The organism is Paenibacillus sp. LPE1-1-1.1 (assembly GCF_040676435.1).
GTDB lineage: Bacteria > Bacillota > Bacilli > Paenibacillales > Paenibacillaceae > Pristimantibacillus.
In genome coordinates this window covers 2,110,627-2,128,037 of sequence record NZ_JBEGHY010000001.1, presented here as the reverse complement: position 1 = coordinate 2,128,037, position 17,411 = coordinate 2,110,627, and the positions used below count along the sequence as shown (strand labels likewise).

The 17,411-nt window shown below is 48.9% G+C and carries 14 protein-coding genes, 16 tRNA genes and 1 rRNA gene; 30 read left to right on the top strand and 1 reads right to left on the bottom strand.

Annotated elements, in window-relative coordinates:
• The 29 genes from MRBLPE1_RS09435 to MRBLPE1_RS09295 all read left to right on the top strand — a co-directional run.
• Positions 1 to 127: ribosomal RNA gene (locus MRBLPE1_RS09435) — 23S ribosomal RNA — on the top strand; the annotation flags it as partial.
• Positions 128 to 276: 149 nt separating this feature from the next.
• Positions 277 to 352: transfer RNA gene (locus tag MRBLPE1_RS09430), tRNA-Asn, on the top strand.
• Between the two features lie 4 nt (positions 353 to 356).
• A tRNA-Ser gene (locus tag MRBLPE1_RS09425) sits at positions 357 to 447 on the top strand.
• A 4-nt stretch (positions 448 to 451) separates the two neighbouring features.
• Positions 452 to 526, top strand: a tRNA-Glu gene (locus MRBLPE1_RS09420).
• Positions 527 to 593: 67 nt separating this feature from the next.
• Positions 594 to 669: transfer RNA gene (locus MRBLPE1_RS09415), tRNA-Val, on the top strand.
• 15 nt (positions 670 to 684) lie between these two features.
• Positions 685 to 761, top strand: a tRNA-Met gene (locus MRBLPE1_RS09410).
• Positions 762 to 802: 41 nt separating this feature from the next.
• A tRNA-Asp gene (locus tag MRBLPE1_RS09405) sits at positions 803 to 879 on the top strand.
• 15 nt (positions 880 to 894) lie between these two features.
• Positions 895 to 970, top strand: a tRNA-Phe gene (locus MRBLPE1_RS09400).
• 31 nt (positions 971 to 1,001) lie between these two features.
• Positions 1,002 to 1,077: transfer RNA gene (locus tag MRBLPE1_RS09395), tRNA-Thr, on the top strand.
• A gap of 3 nt (positions 1,078 to 1,080) precedes the next feature.
• A tRNA-Tyr gene (locus MRBLPE1_RS09390) sits at positions 1,081 to 1,165 on the top strand.
• Positions 1,166 to 1,174: 9 nt separating this feature from the next.
• Positions 1,175 to 1,248, top strand: a tRNA-Trp gene (locus tag MRBLPE1_RS09385).
• A gap of 18 nt (positions 1,249 to 1,266) precedes the next feature.
• Positions 1,267 to 1,342, top strand: a tRNA-His gene (locus tag MRBLPE1_RS09380).
• Between the two features lie 30 nt (positions 1,343 to 1,372).
• A tRNA-Gln gene (locus MRBLPE1_RS09375) sits at positions 1,373 to 1,447 on the top strand.
• 7 nt (positions 1,448 to 1,454) lie between these two features.
• Positions 1,455 to 1,529 (top strand) — tRNA-Gly (locus MRBLPE1_RS09370).
• 7 nt (positions 1,530 to 1,536) lie between these two features.
• A tRNA-Cys gene (locus tag MRBLPE1_RS09365) sits at positions 1,537 to 1,610 on the top strand.
• A 23-nt stretch (positions 1,611 to 1,633) separates the two neighbouring features.
• Positions 1,634 to 1,710 (top strand) — tRNA-Arg (locus MRBLPE1_RS09360).
• 13 nt (positions 1,711 to 1,723) lie between these two features.
• Positions 1,724 to 1,805, top strand: a tRNA-Leu gene (locus MRBLPE1_RS09355).
• Between the two features lie 239 nt (positions 1,806 to 2,044).
• Positions 2,045 to 3,796: a sensor histidine kinase gene (locus tag MRBLPE1_RS09350; protein WP_364144386.1), complete on the top strand. Its 1,752-nt coding sequence runs from the start codon at positions 2,045 to 2,047 to the stop codon at positions 3,794 to 3,796.
• Positions 3,789 to 5,402 (top strand): helix-turn-helix domain-containing protein, encoded by a 1,614-nt coding sequence (locus tag MRBLPE1_RS09345; protein WP_364144383.1) that lies wholly within the window; start codon positions 3,789 to 3,791, stop codon positions 5,400 to 5,402. The genes MRBLPE1_RS09350 and MRBLPE1_RS09345 overlap by 8 nt, the downstream gene beginning before the upstream one ends.
• 119 nt (positions 5,403 to 5,521) lie before the next feature.
• The gene (locus tag MRBLPE1_RS09340) at positions 5,522 to 6,499 is read left to right on the top strand and encodes an ABC transporter permease (RefSeq protein WP_364144381.1); all 978 of its coding nucleotides are present in this window, start codon (positions 5,522 to 5,524) and stop codon (positions 6,497 to 6,499) included.
• Between the two features lie 52 nt (positions 6,500 to 6,551).
• Positions 6,552 to 7,484, top strand: coding sequence for a carbohydrate ABC transporter permease (locus MRBLPE1_RS09335; RefSeq protein WP_364144378.1), 933 nt, complete (start codon positions 6,552 to 6,554; stop codon positions 7,482 to 7,484).
• Between the two features lie 84 nt (positions 7,485 to 7,568).
• Positions 7,569 to 9,116 carry an ABC transporter substrate-binding protein gene (locus MRBLPE1_RS09330; protein ID WP_364144376.1) on the top strand — a complete coding sequence of 516 codons (1,548 nt, stop codon included), beginning with the start codon at positions 7,569 to 7,571 and terminating at the stop codon, positions 9,114 to 9,116.
• Positions 9,117 to 9,308: 192 nt separating this feature from the next.
• Positions 9,309 to 10,880 (top strand): ABC transporter substrate-binding protein, encoded by a 1,572-nt coding sequence (locus tag MRBLPE1_RS09325; protein WP_364144373.1) that lies wholly within the window; start codon positions 9,309 to 9,311, stop codon positions 10,878 to 10,880.
• A 287-nt stretch (positions 10,881 to 11,167) separates the two neighbouring features.
• Positions 11,168 to 11,464 (top strand): LiaF transmembrane domain-containing protein, encoded by a 297-nt coding sequence (locus tag MRBLPE1_RS09320; RefSeq protein ID WP_364144370.1) that lies wholly within the window; start codon positions 11,168 to 11,170, stop codon positions 11,462 to 11,464.
• A gap of 74 nt (positions 11,465 to 11,538) precedes the next feature.
• Positions 11,539 to 12,225, top strand: coding sequence for a PspA/IM30 family protein (locus tag MRBLPE1_RS09315; protein ID WP_364144367.1), 687 nt, complete (start codon positions 11,539 to 11,541; stop codon positions 12,223 to 12,225).
• Positions 12,213 to 12,680, top strand: a complete 468-nt coding sequence (locus MRBLPE1_RS09310) for a PspC domain-containing protein (protein ID WP_364144365.1) — start codon at positions 12,213 to 12,215, stop codon at positions 12,678 to 12,680. Before MRBLPE1_RS09315 ends, MRBLPE1_RS09310 begins: the two co-directional genes overlap by 13 nt.
• Position 12,681: 1 nt before the next feature.
• Positions 12,682 to 13,389 carry a PspA/IM30 family protein gene (locus MRBLPE1_RS09305; protein ID WP_364144364.1) on the top strand — a complete coding sequence of 236 codons (708 nt, stop codon included), beginning with the start codon at positions 12,682 to 12,684 and terminating at the stop codon, positions 13,387 to 13,389.
• Positions 13,390 to 13,540: 151 nt separating this feature from the next.
• The gene (locus MRBLPE1_RS09300) at positions 13,541 to 14,527 is read left to right on the top strand and encodes a sensor histidine kinase (RefSeq protein ID WP_364144361.1); all 987 of its coding nucleotides are present in this window, start codon (positions 13,541 to 13,543) and stop codon (positions 14,525 to 14,527) included.
• 70 nt (positions 14,528 to 14,597) lie between these two features.
• Positions 14,598 to 15,257 (top strand): response regulator transcription factor, encoded by a 660-nt coding sequence (locus MRBLPE1_RS09295; RefSeq protein ID WP_364144360.1) that lies wholly within the window; start codon positions 14,598 to 14,600, stop codon positions 15,255 to 15,257.
• Between the two features lie 8 nt (positions 15,258 to 15,265).
• Here MRBLPE1_RS09295 and mobB read toward each other — a convergent pair whose 3' ends face one another.
• Positions 15,266 to 15,766, bottom strand: coding sequence for a molybdopterin-guanine dinucleotide biosynthesis protein B (mobB, locus tag MRBLPE1_RS09290; RefSeq protein ID WP_364144357.1), 501 nt, complete (start codon positions 15,764 to 15,766; stop codon positions 15,266 to 15,268).
• A 117-nt stretch (positions 15,767 to 15,883) separates the two neighbouring features.
• Here mobB and glp point away from each other — a divergent pair, with 117 nt between their 5' ends.
• A complete protein-coding gene (gene glp / locus MRBLPE1_RS09285; protein WP_364144355.1) occupies positions 15,884 to 17,281 on the top strand; it encodes a gephyrin-like molybdotransferase Glp in 1,398 nt (465 codons plus the stop codon).
• Positions 17,282 to 17,411: the final 130 nt, after the last annotated feature.

The following is a 17,411-nucleotide window of genomic DNA, read 5'->3' as shown; positions in this document are numbered from 1 at the left end:
AGCCCCCCTCAAGATGAGATTTCCCAGTATGTAAGACCCCTTGAAGACGACGAGGTTGATAGGTTCGGGGTGGAAGCACAGCAATGTGTGCAGCTGACGAATACTAATCGGTCGAGGGCTTATCCTAAAAAGTTTGAGAAGCAAACTTACATCGTAAGCATACGCTTAAGTTTGCCCCGGACCCATACATCCGGCAGACAGCAGCTAAAAAGGTTTCAGCAAACCTAACTTTCGTATCCAGTTTTCAGGGCGCAATTCGCTTTGAAAGTGATTTATTCCCTGATAGCTCAGTTGGTAGAGCACTCGACTGTTAATCGAGTTGTCACAGGTTCGAGTCCTGTTCGGGGAGCCATTATAGAGAGGTGTCCGAGTGGTCGAAGGAGCACGATTGGAAATCGTGTAGGCTCTAACCGGGTCTCGAGGGTTCGAATCCCTTCCTCTCTGCCAGTAAGGCCCGTTGGTCAAGTGGTTAAGACACCTCCCTTTCACGGAGGTAACAGGGGTTCGAGTCCCCTACGGGTCACCAAAAACTTCTTAAAATGTTATTGACAAGAGCGAAACGCCTATGATAAGATATAAAGGTCGCTCAACACGGAGGCTTAGCTCAGCTGGGAGAGCATCTGCCTTACAAGCAGAGGGTCGGCGGTTCGATCCCGTCAGCCTCCACCATTTAAATAATAACGACGCGGGGTGGAGCAGCCCGGTAGCTCGTCGGGCTCATAACCCGAAGGCCGCAGGTTCAAATCCTGCCCCCGCAACCAAAAAAATCTTTACCATTCGGAAGTTTCCGAGAATTTGATGTGGAGCTGTGGTGTAGTGGCCCAACATGCCTGCCTGTCACGCAGGAGACCGCGGGTTCGAATCCCGTCAGCTCCGCCATTCAAAACAACATCAGGCTCGGTAGCTCAGTCGGTAGAGCAGAGGACTGAAAATCCTCGTGTCGGCGGTTCGATTCCGTCCCGAGCCACCATTTAGTTTGTACAAGCAAGACAAGTGAATATGCCGTTGTAGCTCAACTGGTAGAGCAACTGACTTGTAATCAGTAGGTTGGGGGTTCAAGTCCTCTCGACGGCACCACATGGAGGATTAGTGAAGTGGCTAAACACGGCAGACTGTAAATCTGCTCTCTCTGAGTTCGGTGGTTCGAATCCATCATCCTCCACCAGTTTACCTTAGGGGCATAGTTTAAAGGTAGAACAAAGGTCTCCAAAACCTTTGGTGTGGGTTCAATTCCTGCTGCCCCTGCCAATTAAATATTTGAATATGGCGGTCGTGGCGAAGTGGTTAACGCATCGGTTTGTGGATCCGACACTCGGGGGTTCAATTCCCCTCGATCGCCCCATTAATTTTAAAAATGTGTTTTGTATTTTGTTGGGGATTAGCCAAGCGGTAAGGCAACGGACTTTGACTCCGTCATTCTCAGGTTCGATCCCTGAATCCCCAGCCATTTATATGCGGAAGTGGCTCAGCGGTAGAGCATCGCCTTGCCAAGGCGAGGGTCGCGGGTTCGATTCCCGTCTTCCGCTCCATTAATTTGGCGCCATAGCCAAGTGGTAAGGCAGAGCTCTGCAAAAGCTCTACCCCCAGTTCGAGTCTGGGTGGCGCCTCCACAATTTCTTTTGCATTACAATATGTGCCCTTAGCTCAGCTGGATAGAGCGTTTGACTACGAATCAAAAGGTCAGGAGTTCGAATCTCTTAGGGCACGCCATATTTACCTAATTGCCGATGTGGCGGAATGGCAGACGCGCGCGACTCAAAATCGTGAGGGAAACCGTGGAGGTTCGAGTCCTCTCATCGGCACCACTTTTTAAATGACAAACTCTTGAGATATTAATATCTCAAGAGTTTTTTTGTGTTTATTTTTAAATGCTGCTCTTCAATTGCGTTGGATCTATACTTATTTCCCTTCGCTTGTTACGCTATTAAACTACAAGCCAATGTAAAAATAGACGATGAATCTCATATTTTTATAGGATATCAAGAAAGCGCTTTAAATGGTAGAATTAGAAATGGTTCGACACATGTTAGGGGGAAAGCGGTACGTGAGGTTCGGTAAATCAATCAGGACTCGTCTCATTATCGGTTTTATGGCAGTTATGCTGCCGGTTGTGATTTATATGTTAATCAATAATAGTTATTCCCGTGATATCGTTCGAGAAAAGGTCTCGCAGACTTATAGGAACACACTCGATATTTACGTCGGCCAAACAGACCATAATTTATCGCAAATCAATGATTATCTATATAAAATGTCGGTGCTTGATTCCGATGTCGGATTGCTTATGTCTTTCCCGATGGACAGTGACGGCTACACGCTAACCAAAATTCGCATTGATGCCAAGCTAAACCGTGACGTTGGCGTCTATAATTTGATTGACGCAGTTTTTCTGTATCACAAAAACGATATTATTTTCGGAACGGACAGCGTATATAACGATACGAAGAAAATAATTAAGACACATATGGATGAGATGACAACGGAAGTTAATCTGCTGCAGAATGACCAGCATACCTGGGAGGTAAGGGCGGATGAACGTATGCCGGGAAAGTTTTTTCTGATCAATTTCATTAAGGTTTCCGATGGCTTATATGTAGGAGCGATGATTAAGGTTCAGGACATCAATACGATGCTTTCGATCCAGTGGAGCGATGGTGATATCGGGCATAATGGCATTTATTTGCGGGAGGGTGAGCAGCTCGTCCAGTCACTTACGGAAAATATAGCTCCGTTAGAGCTCAGCTATAAAATTTCAAAGGAGCCGTACGAATCGTTGACGGACCGCAAGACAGGCGATAGCTATCTCGTAATGAACCGAATGAGCGATATGGTTAATATCGCATACCGTGTCGTTATTCCGGAGGAGACGCTGCTGCGCAACCTGTTGTTTTTTAGAAACGCCACGTTATTTGCCCCGATAGGCTTTTTGGCAATATTGCTTATTTACTTATTCTTTATGCGGAATATGCTTTTTAAACCGCTGCATGAGCTGATTTTAGGGATGAAAAAAATTTCGCTTGGCATGCTGGATGTCAGACTGAAGAAAAACAAATCGCTGGAATTCGAGTTTCTTGGCAATACGTTTAATATCATGGCCGAGCAAATCAAAACCTTGAAAATCGATGTATACGAGGAGCAGCTTCGCGTGAAGCAAGGGGAGCTGAAGCAGCTGCAAGCCCAAATCAATCCTCATTTCTATATGAACAGCTTGAATATTATTTATAATTTAGCAGCGCTTGGCGATACGGAAACGATCAAAAAGATGTCTTTGCATCTTGCTGATTATTTTAGGTTTATCATGAAAGCAAATCGGGATACGATCATGCTCAAGGAAGAACTGCAGCATATTGAAAATTATATTACGATACAGAAAATCCGTTTTCCTGATAAGCTTCAATGCACGTTTGAAGGCATGGATGAACTTTTGGATTATCCGATTGCAGCTTTGACGATACAGCCATTTGTTGAAAATTCGATTATTCACGGATTCAAAAACAGGCGTCAGCTTTTCCAGATTAAAATTACGGCACGAATGGATGCAGACCATGGCTTTGCGCTGTCTATCAGCGACAATGGTACGGGCTTTAACCCGCAGGTTCTAGAGAGACTGCAGAACAAAGAACCGCTGCAGGAAGGAGAAACAAGCAGTCTAGGCATTATGAATGTCATTCACAGGCTTCAGCTTCTGTATGGCGATCGCACCTCAATCACGTTTGATAATCAAACGGAGGGAAGCGGAGCAATCGTCGTGATCGTGTTTCCTAAGCTTATGGAAGGGGCGAGAGCCGTTGTATAATTTATTAGTCGTTGATGATGAGGAAATAGCGATTCGCGGAATCGTGGAAGGCATTGACTGGTCAACGCTGCCGATCTCCAATATATACACGGCGTATGATGCAGAGGAGGCGCAGGCTATCCTTAGCGAGCATACGATCCATATACTGCTCTCTGACATTGACATGCCGAATCTAAGCGGGATCGATTTGCTGGAATGGGTAAATGAGCATTCCCCCTCCAGCGTGACGATTTTTCTAACCGGCCATGCGGATTTTAAGTATGCGCAGCAGGCGGTTCAGTTGGATTGCTTCGATTATCTCCTCAAGCCCATTGATCATAATGCGCTGAAGGCATGCGTCCATGAAGCGCTGGCCAAAGTTCGCGATTTGGAGCAGCTTGCCAAAATCCGGGGAACCTACAGCCTGTTCTACGAGCAGTGGAACAAGCAGCGTCCCATATTAATCGAACGTTTCTGGCAGGATGTGCTGCATTATCGGCTGTCGGCGGCACCAAAGCAGCTGGATGACGCGCTGCAAACCTATGGGTTGCCGCTTCAGGCAGACAGTCCCCTTCGAGTCGTACTTATCAGCATTGAACAATGGCGCGAGGAATGGTCTGCTAGGGATGAGGAAATCATGATCTACGGCATAAAAAATGCTGCTGAGGAGCTTGTGCTTCAGGATTCGCCAGGTCATATCGTACAGGACGGCAGCGGGATTCTTTATGCGTTATTTTATGGCTGTGAGGATAGAGAAGAACTAACGGTGGAGTTCATATCCGAGCGATGCAAAACATTTATCGACCAGTGTAAAAGAATGCTGAATTGCTCGCTCTCTTGTTATATCGGAGAGTCCGGGCAGGTCAAGCAGCTTCGAGCCGCCGTACAGGGGCTGCTTTCAATGGAACGCAGCAATATTAGCAATACCTGCGCGATCCTTAGGGAAAGGGATCATATGCCGGAACATGGGCTAAGCGTTCCCCAAGCGGTTCCCTTCTCAGATTGGTCTCTTCTTCTGGAATCTGGCAAGCAGGCAGAGCTTTCGCAGCGCATTGACGAGTGCTTTGATCTCATGCAGGAATCAAAAGTAGACTATACGTATATGGCCTCGTTTTATTACGGGTATATGAATATGTTATTTCAATGGCTAAATAAAAAATCGGTGCAGATGACCGATGTGTTCAAGCATAGAGAGTGGGAGGCAGGCGAGAACATACTTAAGTCGCTGCCACGGATGCGGACATGGACACAGCAGTTGAGTCTGCAAATTACGGAATACGCAAACCGGAACGGGAAGGATGTATCCCAGGTTGTGGAGAAAGTACAGCGCTACATGGAAGAGCATCTCGGGGAGGAATTCAGCAGAGAGCAGGCAGCCGAAGCCGTGTACCTGAATCCCGCGTACCTGTCACGTCTATTCCGCAGGGAGACCGGTTATTCTTTAACGGATTATTTGGTTCGGATAAGGATAGCGAAAGCGCGCGTTGAGCTCGAGAAAACGAATCACCGGGTCAGCGACGTCGCCATAAACGTAGGTTACGGGAATTTTTCGCATTTCTCCAAGCTGTTTAAAAAAACAACGGGACTTACTCCGCAGGAATATCGTAAAAAATTTCAAAATGTATGATTGAAAAGTCACTGGACCGTTAATGCGGTCACGGCGCCGACAGATGTCGGCGTCTTTTTTTTATACAATGAAAACAACGAAAAACCACAAAGCGTTTTAGAAAGAGGAGGGGGAAGGCGATGGCGAAACCTGCGACAGAAGCGGTAACAGCTGCCTATATTCCAAAGAGTTCGGTCAAAAAGTTAACTCATATCCGTATTATCCGAAAATATTGGATGTTCTACGTGATGATGCTGCCTGCTATCGCATTGCTGGTACTAAACAATTACATACCGATGTTTGGCATCATTATCGCATTCAAAAATATCAATTACGCGGATGGCATCTTGGGAAGCCCATGGAGCGGCCTTCGTAATTTCGAGTATTTGTTCAAAACTTCGGATGCTTGGATTATTACGCGGAACACCTTGCTGTACAACTCGGGGTTCATCGTTTTGAATCTCATATTCCCATTAGCCTTTGCCATTATGCTCAATGAAATAAAAAACAGATTCGTTGCCAAGCTGCACCAAACGGTTATGTTCCTGCCTTATTTTCTCTCTATGGTCGTGATCAGCTACCTCGTGTTTGGCTTTATGAGCGATGAACATGGTTACTTAAACAGCTCTCTTCTTCCGGCTTTGGGACTGGAAAGCGTCCAGTGGTATTTCACGAAGGAAGTATGGCCATACGTTCTGCCTATCGTTAACACATGGAAGAGCATGGGCTACTTCACCGTGATTTATATGGCCGCGATCATCGGTATCGATGATGAATATTACGAGGCCGCTACCATTGACGGCGCCAGCAAATGGAAGCAGATGACGAGCATCACCATACCGCTTATTATGCCGGTCATAACCATTATGACGCTGCTGCAGATCGGCAAAATCTTTAATGCGGATTTCGGATTGTTTTTCCAAGTCCCGAGAGAATCGGGCGTACTGTTCCCTGTCACGAACGTGATCGACACCTACGTATATCGGACGTTCCTCACCGTTGGCGACATCGGGCTTTCATCCGCGGCGGGTCTGCTGCAGTCGGTTGTCGGCTTCACGCTTGTTTTTCTATCCAATTGGGTGGTGCGCCGCATTAACAAGGAAAATGCCTTGTTTTAAGAGATACCTGCTAAGTCTAGCTTTTCTATGAAAATCTTATGGAGGTGAACCTATGGAAGCAACCGAGGCCATAGCATCCGGGTCGAATCCCAAAAACCAATTGTCCGTGCCGGCTTCTCTAGGCATCAATGTTTTCTTTATTATTTATTCCTTATTATGCATCATACCGCTGTTGCTGATCGTCATGGTGTCGATTACCGACGAGGCAGCCGTCGTGCGTGACGGCTACCAGTTCATTCCCTCGAAGATTGATTTGGGCGCCTATCAATTTTTGTTCAAGGATGCTACCCAAATTATCCGCTCTTACAGCATTTCGATTTTTGTAACCATTGTAGGTACGACCCTGAGTTTAGTCATTATGGCCTTATACGCTTATCCGATATCGAGAGCCGATTTTCCCCACGCGAAATTTTTTACCTTCTTTGTTTTCTTCACCATGCTTTTCTCGGGTGGACTCGTGCCTTGGTACTTGGTGTATGTCCAGACGCTTGAGCTGAAGGATACGCTGATGGCACTCATCATGCCGCTTCTGGTGGCTGCGTTCTTCGTCTTGATTATCCGCACCTTTTTCCAGACGACAATCCCAGCCGCGGTGCTGGAGTCTGCGAAGATTGACGGGGCGGGAGAGCTAACGATTTTTGCGAAAATCGTACTGCCTTTGTCGCTTCCTGTACTGGCGACAGTGGCGCTGTTCCAGACTTTGACGTATTGGAATGATTGGTTCCTTAGTCTCGTGTTCATCACGAAGGACGGCAACATCACCGTTCAATATTTGATGTATAAGACGATGCTCAACATCCAGTTCCTTGCGAATAACAGTACGGCTGCAGCGGCAATTACAGCAGCAGGCGGTACATTCAAATTCCCGAGCGAGACGGTCCGGATGGCGATGGTCGTCGTCGGAATCGGACCAATCATATTCGCGTATCCCTTTTTCCAAAAGTATTTTGTCAAAGGGCTGACTGTGGGCGCCGTAAAAGGTTAATTACAATTTCGCCGTTAACGTTTGGCTGTAGCCGGTTATTCCGGTTTAGCATATAACCTAATTTTTGAGGGAGGTCCACCCGTTATGAAGCAAGTTAAACAAAAAACATCTATGCTTCTTCTGTTGATGATGACCATCGTACTAATTGTGTCAGGATGCTCAGGTAACAATTCTAAAAACAATGCAGAGCCAACGAAGGAACCCGCAGCTGAAACGGAAAAACCGGCAACTACGGAGGAAGAACCGCCCGCATCAGAATTAAAGCCATATCAAATATCACTTGTATATCCAGGTACGCCGCAGACAGACGAGAAAAAGATAGAAGAAGCCTTAAACAAGCTGCTTACCGAAAAAATCAATGCAACAATCGATCTGAGACCGATCGATTGGGGCGCTTGGGATGACAAGATTAACCTAATGGTTGCTTCCCAAGAAGAAGTGGATATTGTTTTCACCGCGCAATGGAATGGACATGCGAAATACGTAGCAAAAGGAGCATTCCTAGAGCTCGGAGACCTTCTCGAGCAGTATGGAAAAGGCATTACGGATTCATTAGACCCGGCCTTTATCGAAGGCTCGAAAATTAATGGTAAAAACTACGGCATACCGACGAATAAAGAGCTCGCGGCTGCCGGAGGAATCGTATACCGCAAAGATGTAACAGATGAGCTTGGCATTGATATGACTAATGTGAAGACGCCGCAGGATCTGGATGCCGTCTATGCCGTAGTTAAAGCCAAAAGACCGGATCTGACTCCGCTTTATACGACAGCTGGCGCATTTAACTCCCATTTCTTCGCGAACTACGATTTCTTGGGAGATTCGACGATTCCAGGCGCCATTCTAAAGGATAAAGATGATACTAAGGCTATGCCGATAGAGCAAATTGAGCGGTACAAGGAATTGCTGAACATTACCCGCGATTACTTCAAAAAAGGATACATTAATGCGGATGCGGCAACGACTCAGGTATCCTCCGCAGATGCATGGAAAGCCGGAACCGTATTCTCGACGCTGGAAGCATTGAAGCCAGGCAAGGACGCCGAGGTAGCAAGCGCATCCGGGCTCTCCGGCAAGCTCGCGCAAATTATGATGAATGAAAAAACGGTTGCCACGTCTGAAACCGCAGGCTCCATGCTTGGTATTTCCTTCACATCCAAGGATCCTGCCCGCGCTATGATGCTGATTAATCTGCTGCACACGGACAAAGAAATCAACAATCTGTTGAATTTCGGTATCGAAGGCGAGCACTATACGAAAAACGGCGAAATCATAACAGCAACCGGCAGCACTGGCAATTACAACCCGGGCTCCTCATGGATGTTCGGCAATCAGTTCCTTAACTACGTATGGGATACAGAGGATCCGGACAAATGGGCGAAATTCAAAGAATTCAACCAAAACGCTAAGGTATCGCCGGGTCTTGGCTTCGTATTCGATAGTGAACCGGTAAAAGCGGAGGTTGGCGCACTAGCTAACGTCATCCGCCAATACCAAAGAGCGCTCGAAACGGGCTCTGTGGACGTAGACAAAACGTTGGCTGAATACGAAAAAAAGCTGAAGGATGCAGGCGTAGACAAGGTTGTGGCTGAGAAGCAAAAACAATTCGATGCATTTCTGGCAAGCAAGTAAATAAATAGCCATCCCCCAAATATCGAACCCCGCGTCTTTCATAGGCGCGGGTATTTTTTATGTGTAGAAGTTCAAGGATTTTGCGGAAGAGGGTAATGAAAGCCCTTATTCTTATACTTGCAATTTTTTGTGTATTCCTTACAATTAAGCTAACAAATGCAATTCAACACCGCACGAGGGGGCAATTCGATAATGACCCGAACGACGCGCCAGTTGATGCGTGCATGGATGCTTTTGCTGGCTTGCTTATTTCTAATAAGCGCTTGCTCTAATCACACAGGCATGAATCTCCCGTTAAAGAACAGTAGCAGGCCAGAAGCTGAGAACAATGAAAGCGCTTCATCATCGAATGCCGTTAGCGACGGAGAAAGCAATGATCACCAATTGAAAAGCTATACGTTAAGATTTGTGTACCCGGGATCTCCGCAGGAGGATGAGGCAGAGATCGAATCGGCAATGAATGAATATCTATTGACCAAAATAAACGCAACAATCGATCTCATGCCGATTGAATGGGGACCATGGGATGATAAAATCAACCTGATGGTCGCTTCGCGCGAGAAGGTTGATATTTTATTTACGGCACAATGGAATAAGCATGCGGTCAATGTGTCGAAAGGCGCTTTCCTAGAGCTGGATGAACTGCTCGAGCAGTACGGACAAGGGATTTTGCAATCGCTTGATCCTGTTTTTCTTGCAGGAGCTAAAATAGAAGGAAAAAATTATGCGGTTCCGACGAACAAGGAATTGGCTGCGCAAGGCGGCATCGTCTATCGTTCAGATATTGCTGATGAGCTTGGCATCGACATGTCCAAGGTGAAGTCGCTTGAAGACTTAGACGAAGTGTTCCAGACCATCCTAGCCAAAAAACCGGGCATGACGCCTATCTATATGAAGCTGGGAGAAACGTTTAATTCACATTATGTCGGAAATTTCGATGCGCTGGGCGATACCTCGATTCCAGGAATCATTCTGAAGGATGGGGACAGCACGGAAATCTTGCCGGCCTATGAGGTTGACCGTTATGTGAATACGCTGCGAATAACGCGCCAATTTTATCAGAAAGGGTACATCAACAAGGATGCCGCTACAAATCAGACGATGAATAACGATGCGCTGAAATCCGGAGATGTGTTTTCCATTACATCAGCCTTAAAACCGGGCAAGGATGAGGAGCTTGCGATTCAAACGGGTCTTATCGGCAAGCTGGCACAGCTGCCCCTCAATGAAAAAACGATAGCGACATCAGAAACCGCAGGCTCCATGCTTGCTATTTCTTCAACCTCGCAGGATCCGGCGCGCGCGATGATGTTTATCAATCTGCTCCATACAGACCCATACCTGAACAACCTGCTTAATTACGGCATCGAAGGAAAGCATTATGAAAAGCTTAATGAGCTTGTGATCAAACCGACCGAGTACACTAAGAATTATAATCCAGGCTCCAATTGGATGTTCGGAAATCAGTTCTTAAATTATGTATGGGATAGCGAGAATCCCGAGAAGTGGAATGAATTCAGGGAATTTAATCAAAACGCAAAGATCTCTCCCGGTCTTGGCTTCGTATTCGACGGAGATCAGGTCAGGGCAGAGGTGGCTGCCGTCGTTAATGTTGCTAGGCAGTATCAAACCGCGATGGAAACAGGATCGGTCGACGTCGATAAAGTTTTGCCCGAATACAGGGATAGCTTGAAAGCTGCGGGCATAGAGAAGATTATTGCAGAGAAGCAAAAGCAATTCAATCGGTATCTAGCTAGTAAATAATTGTTATGCGATAGAAGTGCCGGCCGTGCGATTATCGCTTTGCCGGCATTTTTGGATAAAGCAGATATAACTAGAGAACGTCAGCCTAAGCTGCAAAGTAGGGGATAAAACGGATTTTGCACCGCAAGGCGGGCTGCTGACTCGACCTAAGTCCAGTGTCAAAACCGCCGAAGGTCCGTTTTATAAAAGGGAAAATTGATCTAAACTAAGTACATAAGCAAGAGCAACGCAATCAAGGCACAAAACAAAAATAATGAATTAAATTGTTGAAAGGAGTGAAAGCGGAGATGAATGGAAAAAGCGCATTGGGCGTACTGCTTGTCATCATCGGAAGTATCGCGGTACTTAATTTTGTAGGTGTTCATTTCGGTGCTATATTCGGATTCTTGCTGCCGTTCATATTAATCGGACTCGGCGTTGTCGGTTGGATGAACAACAAGAAATGGATTGGCGGCATACTTATCGTAATCGGCGGTATGATGGTTCTAGGCAAGCTTGGCGGCGTCATTTTGCTGCTGCTGGCAATCGGATTGATCGCAGCAGGCGTGAGCCTTTTCAAGAAAGACAAACGCAGAGCCTACTAAAAGCTGCGAATGAAAATACAGACTTGAAAAGTATAAATGGGTTTTGCACCGCAAAACGTTAAGGAGGACATGGAATGAGTATTATGAAACGAGTACGCGACATTACGGTCGCCACTTTAAATGAACGGCTCGAGAAGTCAGAGGATCCGGTTCGGATGATCGATCAATTCCTTTGGTCTACGAGAGAAGATATTATCCAAGCGGAGAAGCTGTACCAGCAATATGCGGGACACAGCAATCATCTGAAAGCTCAGTGGCTGCAAGCCGAAGAGCAGAAGGAACGCCGCGAAAATCAAGCGTTGACGGCTCTGAAAGCAGGCGAGGAGCAGCTGGCAAGAATCGCATTGCATGAGAAGGCAAGCTGTGAGGAGCGATCGATCCAATATCGCGAGCTGTTCGAGCAAAGCCGCTTAAATACGCAGGATCTTGAAGAACAGCTTCGCGAGATGCGGAGCGAATACCAATCCGTGTACGACAAGCGCGAATATTACGCGGCTCGCATGGAATCGCTGAGACTGCAGCAACGGATGAACAGCCGTTACGCAAACGGCTTCGGTGAGCAGGGCATTCAGTCAGGCGCGGTGTTCAGAAGGCTTGAGGATCGGATCAGCGGCATGGAGCATGAAGCGAAAAGCTTACGCGACATCCGCAGAATGGGGCAAGAATTCGTAACGGAAGCGGGTAACACCGTACAATCCGTTATAGAACGAGAGCTTGAGCAGCTGAAACGCAAGCTCGAGAAAGAAGGATGGTCGTCTTGAAAAAAATGTACCGGTCTACACGCGACAAGAAGATAATCGGTCTTTGCGGCGGATTAGCTGAATTGTTAAACGTTGATGCGACATTGCTGCGGATTCTACTCATTATTGTAACAGTCATTACCGGCGGCGGCGTTATCCTGGTTTATTTATTGGCAGGCTTGGTTGTACCTAAAGAACCGCCGATCTATTCTAATTTCGGACCAAACGGCTTCGGTAACGGTTACGGCGTAGGCTATAACCCAGGATACGGCCATCAACCCAATACGCCGTTTGGCGGTCCATACAAAAACCCGCCGCAGGCGCCAGGCTCGTGGAATACGCAAGGACCAGCGCCTCAGCAACCGACATCATCGCAGTTTGACAGCATGATGGATGATTTGGAGAAGAAAGCACTGCGCCGTGAAATAGAAGAATTGAAAGCCAAAATTGCTAAATACGAGAAGGGAGATTTTTAATATGGGAATTTTCAAACGCATGAAAGATATGACGAAGGCATCGGTAAATGAGGCATTGGACAAAATTGAAGATCCGATTATTATGTTGAACCAATACCTGCGCGACATGGAGTCCGAAATTCATCAAGCAGAGGTTACGGTAGCGAAGCAAATGGCAAATGAACGCCGGATGAAGCAGCGCCTGGAAGAAACGGTGCGCAGCGCCGCTGACCGCGAATCGAAAGCAGAAGCGGCTCTTAGAGCCGGCCAAGAGGAGCTTGCCCGCAAGCTGCTGGAAGAAAAGCTGTATTTTGACCAAAAGGTAACGGAATATGTGGAGCTGCATGCGCAATCGAAATCGCAAGCAGAGGAACTGATGCAGCAATTGCACACGATGAAGGAAGAGTTCTACCAACTGCGCAACAAGCGCAATGAGCTGGCTTCCCGTGCCCAAGTGGCAAAAGCGCAAAAACAAATGGCGCAGCTTACATCTAACCATACGATCGACAGCGGCTCTGCATCACGCGGCTTCTACCGTATGGAAGAGAAAATCATGCAGCTGGAAGCCGAAGCGGACGTACTTCGTACGCCTTATTCTTACAGCGGCGCGACAAGCAGCTTTAATGCGGCTGACGCCGAGAAGCAAATCAAGGTTGATGAGCAGCTGCAGGCGCTCAAAAACAAGCTAAATCCTACAGCTTCTTTAACGAAAGCACCGACTGAAGAGTAGAACCATAATACGCTGGGAAGAAGCGGACCGGATCACGGTCTGCTCTTTCATTTGTCTGGCTTAACGCATAGGAAAAAGGCATTTAGAATGAATTTATCTTACATAACAATACAATTAAGGTTAAAATAGTACATAGAAGGAAGTGAGCCGTATGGAGCAAGGCAATAACAGGGACCAGCCGAATCATGCGGCCCGCAGACGCAATGCGACGGAAACGGTTTTGTGGCTGCTGATTATCATTAGCTTGGTTGTTATCGTGCTGCAGGGGATCGGTTACGTCGAGCTCGTCACGCTGCAGGGGAAATGGGCGGTCATCGGTTTGACGATTGTCGGGGCGGGGCTTGCAGCGGCTGCTTTGAACGGCTATTTGCAAAATTCCAAGCTGAAGGAATCGCTGAAACGGCTGACCGAACAGCAAATGAAGCGTCGATTTACGGTTACGCTCAGTAACGGCGAGAAGACTGAGAACGAAATTTCGGAGCAGGAGCAGGTTGATCCCAATTGGACGGAGAAAGTTAAGTTTACGGCTGTCATAGAGGAGCGCCAACGTCTTGCACGCGAGCTTCATGATGCCGTTAGCCAGCAGCTATTTGCCATTTCCATGACGGCGACGGCCGTCAGCCGCACGATTGACCGGGACTGGGAGCGGGCGAAGCGCCAGGTGCAGCTTATTGAAGAAATGGCTGCCGTTGCGCAATCAGAGATGCGCGCGCTGCTGCTTCATCTTCGGCCCGTTCATTTGGATGGAAAAAATCTTGGGCAGGCGCTTTCGGTGCTCGTGGATGAGCTGAAGCAGAAGGTACCGATGACGATCACGCTCGAGGTAGATGAAACGATCATCCTCTCGCCAAATGCCGAGGACCATCTGTTCCGTATCGCGCAGGAGGCCTTGTCTAATACGCTCAGGCATTCCAAAGCGGACAGCATGGCTATTCAGTTGATCCGATTAGGCAATCAAGTGCATATGAGCCTGCAGGACAGCGGCGTGGGCTTTGATCTGGAGGCGAAGAGGCAAACCTCGTACGGACTGCTCACCATGGAGGAGCGGGTGCTTGAGCTAGGAGGTTCCCTGCAAATGATATCGAAGCCCGGCGAAGGAACGATCATTCAAATTTGGATTCCGGCCGACGGTCAATGAGATAATTAGCTTAACGTAATGGATAGTAAAGTTTACTTTTTTATTAGGGGCGGTGTAAGGTGTGGAGGCAATGGAGCAATTGGGTCAACCGATAAAGGTTCTGCTCGTCGATGACCATGAAATGGTACGGATCGGACTCGCGGCAGTGCTGGACACGGAGGACGGTATCGAGGTTGTGGGTGAAGCGAGCAACGGGATGGACGGCATTCGATTAGCACAGGCGTATAGGCCGGATGTGGTTTTAATGGATTTAGTGATGGATGGCATGGATGGCGTAGAGACGACCGCAAAGCTGCTGGAGCTTTACCCTGATTGCAAAGTCATCGTACTTACGAGTTATTTGGATGACAGCAAGCTTTATCCTGTCATAGAAGCAGGAGCGTTCAGCTATTTGCTGAAAACGTCGCGGGCGACGGAAATTGCGGACGCGATACGAGCGGCTGCGCGCGGACAGTCCGTATTGGAATCCCAGGTGGCCGCGAAAATGATGAACCGCTTCCGGCAGCCGAAGCAGCAGGAGCAAGCTCCGCTGCATGACGAGCTGACGGATCGCGAGATGGATGTGCTGAAGCGGGTAGCACAGGGCAGATCTAATCAAGAAATCGCCGACGAGCTGTTCATTGGCGTAAAAACCGTCAAATTCCATATTACGAATATTTTTAACAAGCTCGATGTGGATGACCGCACGCAGGCGGCTATATATGCCCTTAAACAAGGGATTGCGGATTAACAATGCCGTTAGGTAGGAAGCGATAACGATTGCACTTTTTGGTACAGCTGATCGATATGATTGACTTCAATTGCGGTTACAGTTAAACCGGCTGATTCAGCAAGGCAGGACTCGGGCCAGACGGCAGCTGCGAGCGGGTTTTGCAGCGTCTGCAGCAGCTCCAAATCCGGCGCTGACCGAATCATAATGATTTTTGGATACGCGGCGTCTTTGAAGCCTTCGATAAGAATAACGTCCACCTCGGACATTTGCGCAATCAACTGATCCAGCGGGACGGGATGGCGAATCAAAACCGCTGTGCGTTCGGAGGAAGTGATTGCCGTCATATCTGCCCCGGCTTCTTGGTGCTTCCAAGTATCGGTTCCGGGCGTATCGATTTGAAAATCATGCGCATCGCGCTTAATCGTCCCGACTTTATATCCTGCTTGTTTATAACGTTCTGTCAGCCGGCAAACCAATGTGGTTTTGCCGGTATTTTTGTATCCGACGATCTGAACGATGAGTGGCATGGCGATCTCCTTCATGGGGGCGTAATGACCCTAATTGCCAATAGTTTAACATACATTGTAAAATGAATGCTGAATAAGCTGCCGGTGTTGTTCAGCAAGCGGCTATAGGAGCGGGTGATGGCAATGAAAACAGATGGCAGCAACGGGGCAGGCGGGAAAGAAAAGGAGAGCCGGTTTAACCGGCGCGCGGTGAAGGTAGAAGAGGCGCAGCGGCGCACGCTGGCTGCGGCCGATGGGCTGAGCCTCGGCAGCGAGCTTGTGCCGCTGCGGGCCGCTGGCGGCCGGAGGCTGGCGCAAACGGTCGTTGCGACCAGCGACTGGCCGCCCTTCGCGCGCTCGGGCCTCGACGGCTACGCCGTGCGCGCGGCTGATATCGCGGAAGCGTCGCCGGAGCACCCGGCGACGCTGCGCGTCATTGGCGCGGTCGCGGCGGGCGGGCTCGCCCTCGCGGCCGTGGAGAAGGGCACTGCCGTGCGCATCATGACCGGCGCGGCCGTGCCTGAGGGGGCTGACGCGGTCGTGATGCTTGAGCAGACCGCGGAAGCCATGCTGGAGTGCGGCTCGCCGGCGGTGCTGATCAAGCATGCCGCCGCCGCAGGCCAGCATATCGCGCCTAGAGGCGAGGAGTTTCGCCTCGGGGGCGCATTGGCTGTGCCCGGCACGCTTGTGCGGCCGGGCCATGTGGCGCTGCTCGGCACCTTCGGCTATGCCGAGGTGGCCGTGCGGAAGCGTCCGCGCATAGCGGTGTTTGCAACCGGCAGCGAATTGCTGCCGGTTGGGGAGGCGCTGGCGCCGGGCCGGATCCGCGACAGCAACAGCTGGATGGTCGCGGCAATGATCGAGCAGAGCGGCGCGGAGCCGATTATGCTGGGCTCGCTGCCGGACGAGCCTGAAGCGGTTGAAGCTGCGCTTGCGAGAGCATGGATGGATGCCGACCTGATTGTGACAACCGGGGGCGTGTCTGTGGGAGATTATGATGTCATGGCAGACCTGTTCCGATCGATCAAGAAGGGCACAGGCTTCCAGCCGAAGGAAACGTTAGGATATACGAAGACAGATCCGACGGAAGCCGGAGGCACGTTGGCCGTTCCTCATGGGACCGGAACGGAAGTGCTTTTCGACCGCGTCGCGATGAGGCCGGGCAGCCCGACGTCCGCAGCGGTAATCGCCGGGAAGCTTCTGTTTGCTTTGTCGGGAAATCCGGGAGCATGCTTTGTGGGATTTGAATTGTTCGTTCGGCCGTCGCTGCTTCGGATTCAAGGCGTAACGGAGCCGCTGCCGCAGAGGGTAAGGGCAAAGCTGCTCACAGCAGTAGACAAGCCGTGTCCGCATGAGCGTTTCGTCCGTACACGCTTGATCAGCCAAGCAGACGGAAGCCTGCATGCAGACCCGCTTGCCTTCTCCAAATCGAGCATGATGGCTTCAATCGCGGAGGCTGAGGGACTAGCAGTCATACCTTCCGGTCCGAGGGGTGCCGAAGCCGGAGCATTAATCGAGGTTATCCTAATTCCTTGAGATTCAATTCTTATTGATACAGGAAAAAATAAACTTTAATGGCAGGATATAGAGCCGCTCAAGGCGAATATGTTATGTAGCACCTGCTTCTAGCGTGAATTGAATATTATTCAGAGTTTAAGCATGATCT

Coding starts and splice junctions, on each gene's coding strand:
- MRBLPE1_RS09295 (WP_364144360.1), top strand. CDS start 14,598: ATGGAGCAATTGGGTCAACCGATAAAGGTTCTGCTCGTCGATGACCAT.
- MRBLPE1_RS09320 (WP_364144370.1), top strand. CDS start 11,168: ATGAATGGAAAAAGCGCATTGGGCGTACTGCTTGTCATCATCGGAAGT.
- MRBLPE1_RS09325 (WP_364144373.1), top strand. CDS start 9,309: ATGACCCGAACGACGCGCCAGTTGATGCGTGCATGGATGCTTTTGCTG.
- mobB (WP_364144357.1), bottom strand. CDS start 15,766: ATGCCACTCATCGTTCAGATCGTCGGATACAAAAATACCGGCAAAACC.
- glp (WP_364144355.1), top strand. CDS start 15,884: ATGGCAATGAAAACAGATGGCAGCAACGGGGCAGGCGGGAAAGAAAAG.
- MRBLPE1_RS09330 (WP_364144376.1), top strand. CDS start 7,569: ATGAAGCAAGTTAAACAAAAAACATCTATGCTTCTTCTGTTGATGATG.
- MRBLPE1_RS09315 (WP_364144367.1), top strand. CDS start 11,539: ATGAGTATTATGAAACGAGTACGCGACATTACGGTCGCCACTTTAAAT.
- MRBLPE1_RS09340 (WP_364144381.1), top strand. CDS start 5,522: ATGGCGAAACCTGCGACAGAAGCGGTAACAGCTGCCTATATTCCAAAG.
- MRBLPE1_RS09300 (WP_364144361.1), top strand. CDS start 13,541: ATGGAGCAAGGCAATAACAGGGACCAGCCGAATCATGCGGCCCGCAGA.
- MRBLPE1_RS09305 (WP_364144364.1), top strand. CDS start 12,682: ATGGGAATTTTCAAACGCATGAAAGATATGACGAAGGCATCGGTAAAT.
- MRBLPE1_RS09335 (WP_364144378.1), top strand. CDS start 6,552: ATGGAAGCAACCGAGGCCATAGCATCCGGGTCGAATCCCAAAAACCAA.
- MRBLPE1_RS09310 (WP_364144365.1), top strand. CDS start 12,213: ATGGTCGTCTTGAAAAAAATGTACCGGTCTACACGCGACAAGAAGATA.